Raw genomic sequence first — 15,312 nt, forward strand, 5'->3', positions numbered from 1 at the left:
GGGCGGGGGCCCGCGGGACGGCCGGGGGCAAGCCGCCGCGGCGGCCCGCGGCGCGTCCGGGGGCCGTGGGGCGCCGTTAGGATGCCGCCCATGACTTATGGGCAGGGGGGCGGCTCGCAGTCCCAGTGGGATCCCTGGAAACCGAACGCGCAGCAGGCGTCGAACGGCGGCGACGACGGGACCCCGGACTGGGCGGCACTCGCCGAGGCCTCCGAGACGCGCGCCAAGCGGCGCCGGCTCCTGTTCATCGGCGGGGGCGCACTGGCCACCGTCGCCGTCGGCGCGGCCGTCGCCGTCGCCGTGATCTCGGCCGACGGCGGCTCCGGCGGCCACGCCTCCCCGCCGCCCACCGCCGCCCTGCCCAGCGGCTCGGCCTCCGGACCCTCCTTCGAACCCACCAGCGCCCCGCCGCCGCTGGACCCGAAGGACTTCATATCCAGCGCGAAGAAGGACACCGCCCCGCTCGGCCCCGGCACTCTCTTCGGGGGCACCCGGCTGACCATGGGCGGCACCGTCTACGAGAAGGGCCCCACGGCCGACACCCGTGACTGCGCCTCCGCCGTCCAGGGCACCCTCGCCAAGGTCCTCACCGGCAACGGCTGCACCCGCCTGATCCGCGCGACCTACACCCGCGACGGCATCGCGGTCACCGTCGGCGTCGCCGTCTTCGACACCGGGACGCAGGCCGCCAGGGCCAAGGGCCAGGCCGACAAGAAGAGCATCGTCAAGCCGCTCGCCGGCAGCGGCGTCAAGGCCTTCTGCGACGGCGCGGTCTGCCGCTCCACCACCAACTCCTACGGCCGCTACGCCTACTTCACCCTCACCGGCTTCCCCGGCGGCAAGGACGTGACGACCAAGGACACCAAGGTGTTCCGCACCGGCGACGACCTCGCCGAGTACACGTTCCGCCAGATCCGCCGGCGCGGCGAGGCCCAGGCCTCCGCCGCGAGCGGACAGTGAGAGCTGCGCACAAAAAGGCGGGCCGGGCGCCCGTCGCGTCCGCGGATCCGAGAGCGAAGGCGCGGCCGGTCCCGGCCGCTACCGCCGCTTCAGACGCAGCCTGACCGGCACCACCGCCGACTCCAGCTGGGTGCGCAGCGTCATCTTCGACGCACCCTCCGTACGCTCCCCGAACCGGATCGGCACCTCGACGGCGCGGTGCCCCGCCCGCACCGCGCGGTACTTCAGCTCGACCTGGAAGCTGTAGCCCGCGCTGTCCAGGGTCGACAGGCCCACGTCCCGCAGCGTGGCCGCCGACCACAGGTTGAAGCCCGCGGTGATGTCCTTGATCCGGGTGCCGAGCACCGCCCGCGCGTAGGCGTTGGCGAACCGGGACAGCAGCACCCGGTGCGCGCCCCACCGCTCGTCCAGCGAGCCGCCCGCCACGTACCGGCTGCCCACCACCAGCCCGGCCCCCGACGACAGCGCGGCCTCCAGCATCCGCGGCACCGCCTCCACCGGGTGGCTGCCGTCGGCGTCCATCTGCACGACGTAGTCGGCGCCGTCCGCCAGCGCGGCCGTCATGCCCGCCGTGTACGCCCGGCCCAGGCCGTCCTTGCGGGTGCGGTGCAGCACGCCCATCCGGCGGCGCCCCGAGGGCCCGTCCACGCCGTACTTCTCCGCCAGCTCGTCGGCGATCCGCCCGGTGCCGTCCGGGCTGTCGTCGTCGACGACGAGGAGCCGGAGCCCGCCCAGCGGCAGCCCCAGCACCGCCTCTGCCGTCCGCGCCAGGTTCCCCGCCTCGTTGTACGTCGGCATCACCACCGTGACCGCGGGCCCGCCGCCCGCGCCCGCACGGCGCTCCTTCGGCTGCGTCATCTCTCCTCGCCCTCCCCGTCCGGCGCGGGAGCACCCAGCGCCCGGAACCGCCAGCCCGCCGCCCGCCACGCCCGCGAGTCCAGCACGCCCCGCCCGTCCACGATCCGCGGACGGTACACCAGGGCCGCCGCCCGGCGCGGATCGACCTGCCGGAACTGCGGCCACTCGGTCAGGTGCAGCACCAGCTCCGCCCCGCGCAGCGCCTCTTCCACCGACAGCGCGTAGCCGAGCAGCGGGAACGCCTTGCGGGCGTTGTCCATCGCCTCGGGGTCGTAGACCGTCACGTCGGCGCCGTCGAGATCCAGCCGCGCCGCCACGTTCAGCGCGGGCGAGTCGCGGATGTCGTCGGAGTCCGGTTTGAAGGCCGCGCCCAGCACCGCCACCCGCGCCCCGAGCACCGTGCCCCCGCACAGCTGCCTGGCCAGGGCGATCACCCGGTCCCGCTGCCGCATGTTGATCGCGTCGACCTGGCGCAGGAAGCCCAGGTCCACGCCCAGCTCGGCGGCCCGGTGCGCGAAGGCACGGATGTCCTTGGGCAGACAGCCCCCGCCGAACCCCACCCCGGCCCGCAGGAACGCCCGCCCGATCCGCTCGTCGCACCCCAGCGCCTCGGCCAGCTCGCGCACATCGCCGCCCGCCGCCTCGCACACCTCGGCCATCGCGTTGATGAAGGAGATCTTGGTGGCGAGGAAGGAGTTCGCGGCGGTCTTCACCAGTTCGGCGGTGGCGAAGTCGGTCACGACCAGCGGTGTCCCGGCGGCCAGGAGAGGCGCGTACACGGTCCTCAGCAGCCGCTGCGCACGCGCCGTGCGCACCCCGAACACCAGCCGGTCCGGGCGCAGCGTGTCCTCGACGGCGAAGCCCTCCCGCAGGAACTCCGGGTTCCAGGCGATCTCGACGCAGTGCCCGGCGGCCAGCCGCGCGGCCGTGCCGACCGGCACGGTCGACTTGCCCACCAGCAGAGCGTTCTTGCGCGCGTGCCGCGCGAGGGCGGCGAAGGCGCTCTCGACGCACGTCAGGTCGGCCGCGTCGCCGTCCTTGCGCTGCGGGGTGCCCACGCACACGAAGTGCACCTGCCCGAAGGCACCGGCCTCCTCGTAGCAGGACGTGAACCGCAGCCGCCCGCTCGCCGTGTGCCGGGCGACCATCGCGGCCAGCCCGGGCTCGTGGAACGGCACCCGGCCGGCCCGCAGCGCGGCGACCTTGCCCGCGTCGACGTCGACCCCGACCACCTCGTGCCCGAGTTCCGCCATGCAGGCGGCGTGCGTGGCACCCAGGTAGCCGGTGCCGATGACGGTGAGCCGCATGGGCCGCCCTCCTCGCCGTACGCCCCCGCCACCGCCGTACGGCGGTCGGACCGTCCCTGCGAGTTCCCGCCCGGCACCGACCGTACCGTCACGGCGGGTGACCGGGCGGCGTCAGCAGCAGCCGGTGGCCGGAAGCGACCGCTTGTTGCGCGCCTCACGGCTGCGCGCGGCCAGCAGTTCGTCGGCCGGGTAGCCGACCTCCTCCAGGGTCAGGCCGTGCGGCCGTACGACGTGCACCGCGGAGTCCCGGACGCCCGCGGCCAGCACCTCGGCCGGCCAGCCGGGCGGGCGGTGCCCGTCCCCGACGAAGAGCAGCGCCCCGATCAGCGAGCGCACCATGTTGTGGCAGAAGGCGTCCGCGCGGACGGTCGCCGTGATGATCCCGTCGGCCCCGCGCACCAGGCTCAGCTCCTGGAGGGTGCGGATGGTGGTCGCGCCCTCGCGCTTCTTGCAGTAGGCGGCGAAGTCGTGCTCGCCGAGCAGCGGCCGGGCGGCCTCGTTCATCGCGTCGACGTCCAGCGGCCAGTCGTGCCACAGCACGTGCCCGCGCAGCAGCGGGTCGACGCCGCCGGGGTTGTCGGTGACGCGGTAGGCGTACCGGCGCCAGACGGCGGCGAAGCGGGCGTTGAAACCGCTGGGCGCGGGCCTCAGCGCCCACACCCGCACGTCCTTGGGCAGCCGCCCGGCGAGCCGCTTGAGCAGCTTCTCGTGGTGCTCGCGCCAGACCTCCTCCGGCAGGTCCACGTGGGCCACCTGGCCGCGCGCGTGCACCCCGGCGTCGGTCCGCCCGGCCACGGTCAGCTCGTACGTCCGGCGCGACCGGGTCACCGTGCGCAGCGCGTCCTCGATCTCGCCCTGCACGGTCCGCTTCCCGCCGGCCTGCTTGGCCCAGCCGTGGAAGTCACTGCCGTCGTAGGACAGGTCCAGGCGGACACGGACATGACCAGGCTGTACTTCGTCACTCACCCAGAGATCCTCTCACCCGCACGAAAGCGGGCCCGTCCTTGAAAAAGGACGGGCCCGCGAACGCCGCAAAGGGGCGCGGGGAACTGCGCGACAGGCCACGACGGTGCCGCGGCCGCGATCACCCAGCCCCCCGCAGAACGCTTACGCGTCCTTGGACTCCTCGGCAGGAGCCTCGGTGGCCTCGGTCTGCTCGGCCTTGGCCTCCTCGGCCTCCTTGACCGCACGCTTGGTGGCGGCCTCGGCCTCGCCGGTGGCCTGCTGCTGCACCGTCAGCGCCTCGACCAGCTCGATGACGGCCATGGGCGCGTTGTCGCCACGGCGGTTACCGATCTTGGTGATGCGGGTGTAGCCACCGGGACGGTTCTCGTACCGCGGGCCGATCTCGGTGAAGAGCGTGTGGACGACGCTCTTGTCCGTGATGACCTGGAGCACCTGACGGCGGTTGTGAAGGTCGCCCTTCTTCGCCTTGGTGACCAGACGCTCGGCGTACGGACGCAGGCGGCGGGCCTTCGCCTCGGTGGTGGTGATGCGGCCGTGCTCGAAGAGGCTCTTCGCGAGGTTCGCGAGGAGGAGCTTCTCGTGCGCGGCGCTGCCGCCCAGACGGGCACCCTTGGTGGGCCTCGGCATGATGTTTCTCCTAGGTGTCTGCCCCGGCCGTATCAGGTACCGGAGTCAGTATCCGAGCAGGCGGTCGCCTGTCGGAGATCCGGGGCGCCTTCTCAGGCGCCCCGGAGGGTCCGCGCCCCGAAGGAGCGCGGGGAACTGCGCGGCCCGCCACAGCGGACCGGCAGCCGGGACCGGACCGGAAGGCCCGAGCTGTCAGTACTGCTCGGTCTCCACGAACCCGGCGTCCGCGTCGTCGTCGGCGCCGAAGGCGTCCGCGGCGGCGGTCGGGTCGAATCCGGGCGGGCTGTCCTTGAGGGCCAGGCCCATGCCGGCCAGCTTCGCCTTGACCTCGTCGATCGACTTCGCACCGAAGTTGCGGATGTCGAGCAGGTCGGCCTCGGAGCGCGCGACCAGCTCACCCACGGAGTGGATGCCCTCACGCTTGAGGCAGTTGTAGGAGCGGACCGTCAGCTCCAGCTCCTCGATCGGCAGCGCGAGGTCGGCGGCGAGGGCGGCGTCCGTGGGGGACGGGCCCATGTCGATGCCCTCGGCGTCGATGTTCAGCTCGCGGGCGAGACCGAACAGCTCGACCAGCGTCTTGCCCGCGGAGGCCATGGCGTCACGCGGACGCATCGCCTGCTTGGTCTCGACGTCGACGATCAGCTTGTCGAAGTCGGTGCGCTGCTCGACACGCGTGGCCTCGACCTTGTACGTGACCTTCAGAACCGGCGAGTAGATCGAGTCGACCGGGATGCGGCCGATCTCCTGGCCCACCTGCTTGTTCTGCACGGCGGAGACGTAACCGCGACCGCGCTCGACGGTCAGCTCCATCTCCAGCTTGCCCTTGCCGTTGAGCGTGGCGAGGACGAGGTCGGGGTTGTGCACCTCGACACCGGCCGGGGGCGCGATGTCGGCGGCGGTGACCAGACCCGGACCCTGCTTGCGCAGGTACATCACGACCGGCTCGTCGTGCTCCGAGGAGACGACCAGCTGCTTGATGTTGAGGATCAGGTCGGTGACGTCCTCCTTGACGCCCGGCACGGTGGTGAACTCGTGCAGGACGCCGTCGATGCGGATGCTGGTGACAGCAGCGCCGGGGATCGACGACAGGAGGGTACGGCGGAGGGAGTTGCCGAGGGTGTAGCCGAAGCCCGGCTCCAGCGGCTCGATCACGAACCGGGAGCGGAACTCGTCGACGACCTCTTCGGTCAACGAAGGTCGCTGAGCGATCAGCATCTGTGGATCAGATCCTTCTTTCGTGGACGCCCGCTATTTGACGCCCGACGGAAACCGCACCCATGAGAAGTGCGGGTACTGCAAGGGTACGGGCGGCACGGCCCGAAGGAGCCGTACCGCCCTGAACCACTGACCGGGCCGGCGTCAGACGCGACGACGCTTCGGCGGACGGCAGCCGTTGTGGGGGGTCGGGGTGACGTCCTGGATGGAGCCGACCTCGAGACCCGTCGCCTGGAGCGAACGGATGGCGGTCTCACGACCGGAACCCGGGCCCTTGACGAACACGTCGACCTTGCGCATGCCGTGCTCCTGCGCGCGACGGGCAGCCGACTCGGCGGCCATCTGCGCGGCGAACGGCGTGGACTTCCGGGAGCCCTTGAAGCCGACGTGGCCGGCGGAGGCCCAGGAGATCACGTTGCCCGACGGGTCCGTGATCGAGACGATCGTGTTGTTGAACGTGCTCTTGATGTGCGCGTGGCCGTGAGCGACGTTCTTCTTTTCCTTGCGGCGCACCTTCTTGGCAGCGCCCTGACGTCCCTTGGGGGGCATGTCTTCTCCTACGGGAGGTGGTCGGTCCTACAGCGAAGACCGCTGGACGGCGAGTCCGCTGCGGACTACTTCTTGCCCGGCTTCTTCTTGCCGGCGATGGCGCGACGCGGGCCCTTGCGGGTACGGGCGTTCGTGCTGGTGCGCTGACCGCGGACGGGCAGACCGCGGCGGTGCCGCAGACCCTGGTAGCAGCCGATCTCGACCTTGCGGCGGATGTCGGCCTGGATCTCGCGACGGAGGTCACCCTCGGTCTTGATGTTGTTGTCGACGTACTCGCGGATCGCGACGAGCTGCTCCTCGGAGAGGTCGCGGACGCGGGTGTTCGGGTCGACGCCGGTGGCGGCCAGCGTCTGCTGGGAGAGGGTCCGGCCGATGCCGAACACGTAGGTGAGGGCGACCTCCACGCGCTTTTCGCGCGGGATGTCAACACCGGAAACGCGTGCCATTCAATGGCTCCAGTTGATCTTCGGAGGTCTTCCGCAGAACAGGTTCCCGGCCGCCGTACCAGGTACGAACCGGGTCCCCGGCCTCCGAACCGGGGGTGTCAGACGGAGGAAGACTCCGCCTGTGTCCTGCGTATGTACACATTCAGCTCGCGTCGCGCGAAACTCTGCGGATCAGGTGCAGAGGGAGCGGTCGGTCGTGCGTCAGCCCTGGCGCTGCTTGTGGCGCGGGTTCTCGCAGATGACCATGACCCGGCCGTGACGGCGGATCACCCTGCACTTGTCGCAGATCTTCTTGACGCTCGGCTTGACCTTCATGGGATGTGAGGTTCTCCGGGTCAGTTGCCGGCGGTCCCGCTGCCTCGCGGCCTCGGGACGTGGGCAAGATCTACTTGTACCGGTAGACGATCCGGCCACGCGTCAGGTCGTACGGAGAAAGCTCCACCACGACCCGGTCGTCAGGGAGGATGCGGATGTAGTGCATACGCATCTTGCCGCTGATGTGTGCCAGGACCTGGTGGCCGTTCTGGAGCTCGACCTTGAACATGGCGTTCGGCAGAGACTCGACGACAGTGCCCTCGATCTCGATGGCACCTTGCTTCTTGGCCACGCTTCGCCCTTCGAATCGACTACCTTGATCGACTCTCTGCTTCCCTTGCGGGAGCATGCGGACATGCGGGTGCACGAGAGCCGACGAGTCAGTCTACGTCAGCGCACCCGGAAACACGAATCGGGAGAGTCTGCCCCGCTCGGGAGATCTTTACGCAGGCCGGCCCGCCGTCGCCGGACCGGCACGGACGAGGGCCGCGGGAAGCGGCGCGGGAGCGGGCGGAAGCGAGCGGGAGGAGAAGAGAAGGAGAGACGGGCCGGCGCCCCTCGGCGCCGGGCCACCGCCGTCAGGCGAGCGGGTCCGGCGCCGCCGTGATGCCGTACTCGGCCAGCTTCGCCTTGCCGCCGTCCGGCGCCGTCAGGACCAGCGGGCCCTGCTCGGTGAGGGCCACCGAGTGCTCCCAGTGGGAGGACCAGGTGCCGTCCGTCGTGATGACCGTCCACTCGTCGTCCAGGACCCGGGTCTTCGGGGTGCCGAGAGAGACCATGGGCTCGATGGCCAGGCAGAAGCCGGGGACCAGCTTGGGGCCCTTGCCGCGGCGGCGGTCGACGTAGTTCAGCAGGTGCGGATCCATGTGCATCTCGGTGCCGATGCCGTGGCCGCCGTAGTCCTCGATGATGCCGTACCGGCCGCCGCCCGGCTTGGGCTGGCGGCGGATGTACGTCTCGACGGCGCGGGAGACGTCGACCAGGCGGTTGCCCTGCTTCATCGCCGCGATGCCCGCCCACATCGACTCCTCGGTCACCCGGGACAGCTCGACCAGCTCCGGGGCGTGACCGGAACCGACGAACGCCGTGTAGGCCGCGTCGCCGTGCCAGCCGTCGACGATCGCGCCGCAGTCGATGGAGATGATGTCGCCGTCCTTGAGGACCACCTCGTCGGAGGGGATGCCGTGGACGACGACCTCGTTGACCGAGGTGCAGATCGTGGCCGGGAAGCCGCCGTAACCGAGGAAGTTCGGCTTGGCGTTGTGGTCGGCCAGCACCTTGCGGGCCACCTGGTCCAGGTCCTTGGTGCTCGCGCCCGGCACGGCCGCCTCACGGGTGGCCGCGTGGATCGCGGCGACGACCAGCCCCGCCGCACGCATCGTGGCGATCTGCTCGGGGGTCTTGATCTGCACCATGGGGACAGGGCCTTTCTGGGACCGGGCGACTGCTTCAACCATACGGGCGCCGGCGCGCCCACAGCGCAGCCGCGGCCCCCGACAGCAGGAACCGCGGCTGCGACCGGCGTGCGACTACTGCGTGACGTCCTCACGCTTCAGCGCCTGAAGGGCGCGACGCGTGATCTCGTCGACCGGGCCGAGCGACGAGATCGTCACGACCAGGCCCTGCTTGCGGTAGTAGTCGATGATCGGCTCGGTCTGCGTGTGGTAGACCTCGAGCCGCTTGCGGACGGTGTCCTCGTGGTCGTCGTCCCGCTGGTACAGCTCGCCGCCGCAGACGTCGCAGACGCCTTCCTTCTTCGGCTTGCTGTACGACACGTGGAAGACGTGGCTGGAGTCGTTGCGGCAGATGCGCCGGCCGGCGATCCGCTTGACGACCTCCTCCTCGGGAACCTCCAGGTCGAGGACCGCGTCGAGCTTGATGTCCTCGCTCTCGAGCGTCCCGTCCAGCGCCTGAGCCTGCGAGACGTTGCGCGGGAAGCCGTCGAGCAGGAAGCCGCCGGCGGCGTCCGGCTGCTCCATGCGGTCCTTCGCCATGGCGATGGTGACCTCGTCGGGAACCAGGTTGCCCGCGTCCATGTAGGACTTCGCGAGCTTGCCCAGCTCCGTCTGCCTGCTGATGTTGGCGCGGAACAGGTCGCCCGTGGAGATGTGCGGGATCGACAGCTTCTCGGCCAGGCGCGTTGCCTGCGTACCCTTGCCTGCGCCAGGCGGCCCGACGAGGACGATTCGCATCAGCGGAGGAACCCTTCGTAATTGCGCTGCTGGAGCTGGCTCTCGATCTGCTTCACCGTCTCGAGACCGACACCCACGATGATCAGGATGCTGGTACCGCCGAACGGGAAGTTCTGGCTTGCCCCGAAGCCAACCAACGCCACTGTTGGTACGAGAGCGATCAGACCCAGGTACAGCGAACCCGGCCAGGTGATCCGGTTGAGCACGTAGGAAAGGTACTCAGCGGTCGGTCGGCCAGCCCGGATGCCCGGGATGAAGCCACCATACTTCTTCATGTTGTCCGCGACTTCCTCGGGGTTGAAGGAGATCGCCACGTAGAAGAACGCGAAGAACACGATGAGCAAGAAGTACGCGGTGATGTAGATCGGGTGGTCGCCCTTGGTCAGGTTCTGCTGGACCCAGGTCTTCCAGCCCGAGTTGCCGCCGGAGAACTGCGCGACGAGAGCCGGGATGTAGAGCAGCGACGAGGCGAAGATCACGGGGATCACGCCCGCCTGGTTCACCTTGAGCGGGATGTACGTCGACGTACCGCCGTAGGAACGGCGGCCGATCATGCGCTTCGCGTACTGCACCGGGATGCGGCGCTGGGCCTGCTCGACGAAGACGACCAGGCCGACCATGATCAGGCCGACCAGGAGCACGGTGCCGAACTCGATCCAGCCGTCGGCCAGCTTGCCCGACTTCTTGATGGACCACAGCGCGGACGGGAACGTCGCGGCGATCGAGATGAACATCAGGATCGACATGCCGTTGCCGATGCCGCGGTCGGTGACCAGCTCGCCGAGCCACATCACCAGGACCGTGCCCGCGGTCATGCAGACCACCATGACGATGGTGTTGAAGATCGCCTGGTCCGGGACGATGTCCGCGGCCGCCGTGCACCCGGAGAAGAGGGCGCCGCTGCGGGCGGTGGCCACCAGGCCGGTGCCCTGCAGGATGGCCAGCGCCACCGTCAGGTAACGGGTGTACTGGGTGATCTTCGCGGTGCCGGACTGGCCCTCCTTCTTGAGGGCCTCCAGCCGCGGGATGACCACGGTCAGCAGCTGCAGGATGATGCTCGCCGTGATGTACGGCAGGATCCCGAGGGCGAAGACCGTGATCTGCAGCAGCGCACCGCCGCTGAACATGTTGACCAGTCCGAAGAGGCCCTGGCTGCCGGAGGCCTCGGTCACGCACGTCTGTACGGCCTTGTAGTTGACGCCCGGGATCGGGATGTGGGTACCGACGCGGTACACCACGATGATGCCGAGTGTGAAGAGCAGCTTCTTGCGCAGGTCGGGCGTCCTGAACGCCCGGGCGAAGCCGGTGAGCACGGTGCCTCCTGCGACCCCCGCGCACGTGCGTCAGGGTGACGGTTGTGAGGTTCCAACTGAGAACGACGAATGGACAACGGACGACTGCCGCTCCGAGTGCCCATGATGCGGCATCCGGTGGAAGTGGACAGTGCAGGCCACCTTACCGGCGAGACCGCCCCCCTAGGAACGACCAACCGGGGATACCCCATTTGTGGGTATCCCCGGTCGGGACGTTCAGGTCATCGAGACGTCCGACGGTGTCAGACGAGCTCGGTGACGCTACCGCCGGCGGCGGTGATCTTCTCCTTGGCGGAGCCGGAGACGGCGTCGACCGTCACCTGCAGCGCCACGGAGACCTCGCCCTGGCCGAGAACCTTGACGAGGCTGTTCTTGCGAACGGCACCCTTGGCCACCAGGTCCTCGACGGTGACCTCGCCACCCTCGGGGTACAGCGCGGCCAGCTTGTCGAGGTTCACGACCTGGTACTCGGTCTTGAACGGGTTCTTGAAGCCCTTCAGCTTCGGGAGGCGCATGTGGAGGGGCATCTGCCCGCCCTCGAAGCGCTCCGGAACCTGGTAGCGGGCCTTGGTGCCCTTGGTACCACGACCGGCCGTCTTACCCTTCGACGCCTCACCACGACCCACACGGGTCTTGGCGGTCTTGGCGCCCGGGGCGGGACGGAGGTTGTGGATCTTGAGCGGGTTCTGCTCCGCCATGATCAGTCGACCTCCTCGACCGTCACGAGGTGGCGGACGGTGTGCACCATGCCGCGGAACTCGGGGCGGTCCTCCTTGACGACCACGTCACCCAGGCGCTTGAGGCCCAGGGAACGCAGGGTGTCGCGGTGGTTCTGCTTGCTGCCGATGTAGGACTTCGTCTGCGTGATCTTGAGCTGCGCCACGATTACGCACCCGCCCCGGCACGCGCACGCAGGAGAGCCGCGGGGGCGACGTCCTCGAGGGGCAGACCACGGCGGGCCGCGATCTCCTCGGGACGCTGCAGGCCCTTGAGGGCCTCCACGGTGGCGTGCACGATGTTGATGGCGTTGTCGGAGCCGAGCGACTTCGACAGCACGTCGTGGATACCGGCGCACTCGAGCACGGCACGCACCGGACCACCGGCGATCACGCCGGTACCCGGGGACGCGGGCTTGAGCAGCACGACGCCGGCAGCCTTCTCACCCTGGATGGGGTGCGGGATGGTGCCCTGGATGCGGGGGACCTTGAAGAAGTGCTTCTTGGCCTCCTCAACGCCCTTGGCGATGGCGGCCGGCACCTCCTTGGCCTTGCCGTAACCGACACCCACGGTGCCGTCACCGTCGCCCACCACGACCAGCGCGGTGAAGCTGAAGCGACGACCACCCTTCACAACCTTGGCGACGCGGTTGATCGCGACTACGCGCTCAACGTACGCGGTCTTCTCGGCGGCAGCTGCGCCGCCGTCACGGCCCTTCCGGTCCCGCCGCTCGCCGCCACCGGCACCGCCACCGCGGCGCTGGGGTCCAGCCATTGGAATTACCTCTCTCTGTTTCCGCTAGCTCGGAACCGGCTCAGAACTTCAGGCCGGCTTCGCGGGCGGCGTCCGCCAGGGCGGCGATGCGCCCGGCGTACTGGTTGCCACCACGGTCGAACACGACAGCCTCGACACCGGCGGCCTTGGCACGCTCGGCGACCAGGGCGCCGACCTGCTTGGCCTGCGCGGACTTGTCGCCCTCGCCACCGCGGATCGACGTGTCCAGCGTGGACGCCGACGCCAGGGTGTGACCCTTGAGGTCGTCGATCACCTGCGCCACGATGTGGCGGTTGGAGCGGGTCACGACCAGACGGGGGCGCTCCGCCGTACCGGCGATCCGCTTGCGGATCCGGATGTGACGGCGCTTGATCGCGGCGCGCTTGTAGGCGTCGCCCTTGAGGATCTTCTGCCCGTATGCCATGGCTTACTTACCCGCCTTTCCGACCTTGCGGCGGATGACTTCGCCCTCGTACTTGACACCCTTGGCCTTGTACGGGTCGGGCTTGCGCAGCTTGCGGATGTTGGCCGCAACCTCGCCGACCTTCTGCTTGTCGATGCCCTCGACCGAGAAGCGGGTGGGGGCCTCGACCTTGAAGGTGATGCCCTCGGGTGCCTCGACGGTGATCGGGTGGCTGTAGCCGAGCGCGAACTCGAGGTTCGATCCCTTGGCCGTCACGCGGTAACCGACACCGCTGATCTCGAGCTTCTTCACGTAACCCTGGGTCACGCCGGTGATCATGTTCGCCACCAGCGTGCGGGACAGGCCGTGCAGGGCCTTGTTCTGACGCTCGTCGTTGGGGCGGGTGACGTTCAGAACGCCGTCCTCAGCCTTGACGATCTCGATCGGCGCGGCGACGGTGTGGGTCAGTTCGCCCTTGGGGCCCTTGACCTTGACCGTGCGGCCGTCGATGGTGACGTCCACGCCGGCGGGAACCGCGATGGGGAGCTTGCCGATGCGCGACATAGCTGTTTCCTCCGTTCCCTTCCGTTACCAGACGTAGGCGAGGACTTCCCCACCCACGCCCTTCTTGCCGGCCTGCTTGTCGGTGAGGAGCCCGTGGGACGTGGAGATGATCGCCACGCCGAGGCCGCCGAGCACCTTCGGCAGGTTGGTGGACTTCGCGTAGACCCGGAGACCGGGCTTCGAGATCCGCTTGATGCCCGCGATGGAGCGCTCACGGTTCGGGCCGTACTTCAGCTCGAGGACGAGGTTCTTGCCGACCTCGGCGTCCTCGGTCTTCCAGCCGGTGATGAAGCCCTCCTGCTGGAGGATCTCCGCGATGTGCGACTTGATCTTCGAGTGCGGCATCGCCACGGTGTCGTGGTACGCCGAGTTCGCGTTCCGCAGACGCGTGAGCATGTCTGCGATCGGATCAGTCATGGTCATGAATTGGCCTTCGGCCTCTCTCGCCGGGGTTTCCTGGTGCGCCATCCCTCTCCCCGATCCGAGACGGGACGGGTGCGGCGCGGTGGACCTACGGCGTAGTAAGTCGTTTAGGGCGCGGCAGGCGCCCAACCCCACAAGCCTAAGCCATGGGGGGTGGGCCTCCTGCCGACCCCGGTTGCTTACCGAGAGTCCTGTATCAACCCAAGTGGGCTGTTACCAGGAGCTCTTGGTCACGCCCGGCAGCTCGCCACGGTGAGCCATCTCACGAAGGCACACGCGGCACAGGCCGAACTTGCGGTACACGGAGTGCGGACGACCGCAGCGCTGGCAGCGGGTGTAGCCGCGCACTCCGAACTTGGGCTTGCGAGCAGCCTTCGCGATGAGAGCCTTCTTCGCCATCTCGCTCACGCCTCCTTGAACGGGAAGCCGAGGTGACGGAGAAGGGCGCGGCCCTCTTCGTCGTTGGTCGCCGTGGTGACCACGGTGATGTCCATACCCCGGACACGGTCGATCTTGTCCTGGTCGATCTCGTGGAACATGACCTGCTCCGTGAGACCGAAGGTGTAGTTGCCACGGCCGTCGAACTGCTTGGGGGACAGGCCGCGGAAGTCGCGGATGCGCGGCAGCGCGAGCGACAGGGTGCGGTCCAGGAACTCCCACATGCGGTCGCCACGGAGCGTGACGTGGGCACCGATCGGCTGGCCCTCACGCAGCTTGAACTGCGCGATGGACTTGCGGGCCTTGGTGACCGCCGGCTTCTGGCCGGTGATCGTGGTGAGGTCGCGGATGGCGCCCTCGATCAGCTTGGAGTCGCGGGCGGCGTCGCCCACACCCATGTTGACCACGATCTTGACGAGGCCCGGGATCTGCATGACGTTCTCGTACTTGAACTCGTCACGCATCTTGGGGGCGATCTCGCTGCGGTACTTCTGCTTCAGACGCGGGGCAGTGGTGGTAGCCATCAGATGTCCTCACCCGTCCGCTTGGCAACGCGGATCTTGTTGCCTTCGTCGTCGAAGCGGTAACCGACACGCGTGACGACCTTCTGACCGTCCTTCTCCACGACCAGCTGGACGTTGGAGACGTGGATCGGAGCCTCGGTCGTGACGATGCCGCCGGCCTGCGAACCGCTGGCGGTCGGACCGGCCTTGGTGTGCTTCTTGACCCGGTTGACACCCTCGACCAGGACGCGGTCCTCGCGGGGGAAGGCCGCGATGACCTTGCCCTGCTTGCCCTTGTCCTTACCGGTGATGACCTGGACCAGGTCGCCCTTCTTGATCTTCATGCTTACAGCACCTCCGGAGCCAGCGAGATGATCTTCATGAACTTCTTCTCGCGCAGCTCACGGCCCACGGGGCCGAAGATGCGGGTGCCGCGAGGGTCGCCGTCGTTCTTCAGAATGACGGCGGCGTTCTCGTCGAAGCGGATGTACGAGCCGTCCGGACGGCGGCGCTCCTTGACGGTGCGAACGATGACCGCCTTGACGACGTCACCCTTCTTCACGTTGCCACCGGGGATCGCGTCCTTGACGGTGGCGACGATGACGTCACCGATGCCCGCGTAGCGGCGACCGGAGCCACCGAGCACACGGATGCAAAGGATCTCCTTCGCACCAGTGTTGTCGGCGACACGCAGCCGCGACTCCTGCTGGATCACGTCTATCTCCTGTTTGTCTGCCGGTTC

Annotated in this window: 23 protein-coding genes; 1 reads left to right on the forward strand and 22 read right to left on the reverse strand. The window is 69.0% G+C overall.

What is annotated here, in order from left to right; translation table 11 throughout:
- Nucleotides 1-90 precede the first annotated feature (90 nt).
- Entirely contained in the window at nt 91-960 is an 870-nt protein-coding gene (locus AC6I72_RS12760; protein WP_498000897.1) for a hypothetical protein, read from the forward strand.
- Nucleotides 961-1,038: 78 nt separating this feature from the next.
- On the opposite strand, the gene AC6I72_RS12765 is transcribed toward AC6I72_RS12760, so the two are convergent.
- The 22 genes from AC6I72_RS12765 to rplN form a co-directional block, all read right to left on the reverse strand.
- On the reverse strand, nt 1,039-1,818 hold the full coding sequence (locus AC6I72_RS12765) for a polyprenol monophosphomannose synthase (RefSeq protein ID WP_498000898.1): 780 nt from the start codon (nt 1,816-1,818) through the stop codon (nt 1,039-1,041).
- Nucleotides 1,815-3,125, reverse strand: a complete 1,311-nt coding sequence (locus AC6I72_RS12770; RefSeq protein ID WP_498000899.1) for a UDP-glucose dehydrogenase family protein — start codon at nt 3,123-3,125, stop codon at nt 1,815-1,817. The genes AC6I72_RS12765 and AC6I72_RS12770 overlap by 4 nt, the downstream gene beginning before the upstream one ends.
- A gap of 111 nt (nt 3,126-3,236) precedes the next feature.
- Nucleotides 3,237-4,091, reverse strand: a complete 855-nt coding sequence (truA, locus tag AC6I72_RS12775) for a tRNA pseudouridine(38-40) synthase TruA (RefSeq protein WP_498000900.1) — start codon at nt 4,089-4,091, stop codon at nt 3,237-3,239.
- A gap of 141 nt (nt 4,092-4,232) precedes the next feature.
- Nucleotides 4,233-4,718, reverse strand: a complete 486-nt coding sequence (gene rplQ, locus AC6I72_RS12780; RefSeq protein ID WP_037858430.1) for a 50S ribosomal protein L17 — start codon at nt 4,716-4,718, stop codon at nt 4,233-4,235.
- Nucleotides 4,719-4,910: 192 nt separating this feature from the next.
- Nucleotides 4,911-5,933, reverse strand: a complete 1,023-nt coding sequence (locus AC6I72_RS12785) for a DNA-directed RNA polymerase subunit alpha (RefSeq protein WP_003966937.1) — start codon at nt 5,931-5,933, stop codon at nt 4,911-4,913.
- A 144-nt stretch (nt 5,934-6,077) separates the two neighbouring features.
- The gene (rpsK, locus tag AC6I72_RS12790; protein WP_003956432.1) at nt 6,078-6,482 is read right to left on the reverse strand and encodes a 30S ribosomal protein S11; all 405 of its coding nucleotides are present in this window, start codon (nt 6,480-6,482) and stop codon (nt 6,078-6,080) included.
- Nucleotides 6,483-6,547: 65 nt separating this feature from the next.
- Nucleotides 6,548-6,928 carry a 30S ribosomal protein S13 gene (rpsM, locus tag AC6I72_RS12795; protein ID WP_037858429.1) on the reverse strand — a complete coding sequence of 127 codons (381 nt, stop codon included), beginning with the start codon at nt 6,926-6,928 and terminating at the stop codon, nt 6,548-6,550.
- Between the two features lie 201 nt (nt 6,929-7,129).
- On the reverse strand, nt 7,130-7,243 hold the full coding sequence (gene rpmJ / locus AC6I72_RS12800) for a 50S ribosomal protein L36 (RefSeq protein WP_003998809.1): 114 nt from the start codon (nt 7,241-7,243) through the stop codon (nt 7,130-7,132).
- A gap of 70 nt (nt 7,244-7,313) precedes the next feature.
- Nucleotides 7,314-7,535, reverse strand: coding sequence for a translation initiation factor IF-1 (gene infA / locus AC6I72_RS12805; protein WP_003948620.1), 222 nt, complete (start codon nt 7,533-7,535; stop codon nt 7,314-7,316).
- Between the two features lie 286 nt (nt 7,536-7,821).
- Nucleotides 7,822-8,658, reverse strand: a complete 837-nt coding sequence (gene map / locus AC6I72_RS12810; RefSeq protein ID WP_498000901.1) for a type I methionyl aminopeptidase — start codon at nt 8,656-8,658, stop codon at nt 7,822-7,824.
- Nucleotides 8,659-8,772: 114 nt separating this feature from the next.
- A complete protein-coding gene (locus tag AC6I72_RS12815) occupies nt 8,773-9,435 on the reverse strand; it encodes an adenylate kinase (RefSeq protein WP_498000902.1) in 663 nt (220 codons plus the stop codon).
- Complete coding sequence (gene secY, locus AC6I72_RS12820) at nt 9,435-10,748, reverse strand: preprotein translocase subunit SecY (RefSeq protein WP_498000903.1); 1,314 nt, start codon at nt 10,746-10,748, stop codon at nt 9,435-9,437. Before secY ends, AC6I72_RS12815 begins: the two co-directional genes overlap by 1 nt.
- Nucleotides 10,749-10,990: 242 nt before the next feature.
- The gene (rplO, locus tag AC6I72_RS12825) at nt 10,991-11,446 is read right to left on the reverse strand and encodes a 50S ribosomal protein L15 (protein WP_018564817.1); all 456 of its coding nucleotides are present in this window, start codon (nt 11,444-11,446) and stop codon (nt 10,991-10,993) included.
- Nucleotides 11,447-11,448: 2 nt separating this feature from the next.
- Nucleotides 11,449-11,631, reverse strand: coding sequence for a 50S ribosomal protein L30 (rpmD, locus tag AC6I72_RS12830; RefSeq protein ID WP_009190145.1), 183 nt, complete (start codon nt 11,629-11,631; stop codon nt 11,449-11,451).
- Between the two features lie 2 nt (nt 11,632-11,633).
- Entirely contained in the window at nt 11,634-12,239 is a 606-nt protein-coding gene (gene rpsE, locus AC6I72_RS12835; protein WP_009190144.1) for a 30S ribosomal protein S5, read from the reverse strand.
- 40 nt (nt 12,240-12,279) lie between these two features.
- The gene (gene rplR / locus AC6I72_RS12840) at nt 12,280-12,663 is read right to left on the reverse strand and encodes a 50S ribosomal protein L18 (protein ID WP_030174556.1); all 384 of its coding nucleotides are present in this window, start codon (nt 12,661-12,663) and stop codon (nt 12,280-12,282) included.
- 3 nt (nt 12,664-12,666) lie between these two features.
- Nucleotides 12,667-13,206 (reverse strand): 50S ribosomal protein L6, encoded by a 540-nt coding sequence (gene rplF / locus AC6I72_RS12845; RefSeq protein ID WP_366723711.1) that lies wholly within the window; start codon nt 13,204-13,206, stop codon nt 12,667-12,669.
- A 24-nt stretch (nt 13,207-13,230) separates the two neighbouring features.
- A complete protein-coding gene (gene rpsH / locus AC6I72_RS12850; protein ID WP_366723712.1) occupies nt 13,231-13,629 on the reverse strand; it encodes a 30S ribosomal protein S8 in 399 nt (132 codons plus the stop codon).
- A gap of 213 nt (nt 13,630-13,842) precedes the next feature.
- The gene (locus AC6I72_RS12855; protein WP_003948630.1) at nt 13,843-14,028 is read right to left on the reverse strand and encodes a type Z 30S ribosomal protein S14; all 186 of its coding nucleotides are present in this window, start codon (nt 14,026-14,028) and stop codon (nt 13,843-13,845) included.
- A gap of 5 nt (nt 14,029-14,033) precedes the next feature.
- Nucleotides 14,034-14,591, reverse strand: coding sequence for a 50S ribosomal protein L5 (rplE, locus tag AC6I72_RS12860; RefSeq protein WP_498000904.1), 558 nt, complete (start codon nt 14,589-14,591; stop codon nt 14,034-14,036).
- A complete protein-coding gene (gene rplX / locus AC6I72_RS12865; protein ID WP_020941676.1) occupies nt 14,591-14,914 on the reverse strand; it encodes a 50S ribosomal protein L24 in 324 nt (107 codons plus the stop codon). The genes rplE and rplX overlap by 1 nt, the downstream gene beginning before the upstream one ends.
- A 2-nt stretch (nt 14,915-14,916) precedes the next feature.
- Nucleotides 14,917-15,285: a 50S ribosomal protein L14 gene (gene rplN, locus AC6I72_RS12870; RefSeq protein ID WP_003998823.1), complete on the reverse strand. Its 369-nt coding sequence runs from the start codon at nt 15,283-15,285 to the stop codon at nt 14,917-14,919.
- Nucleotides 15,286-15,312: the final 27 nt, after the last annotated feature.

It is taken from the genome of Streptomyces sp. Xyl84 (genome assembly GCF_059731885.1).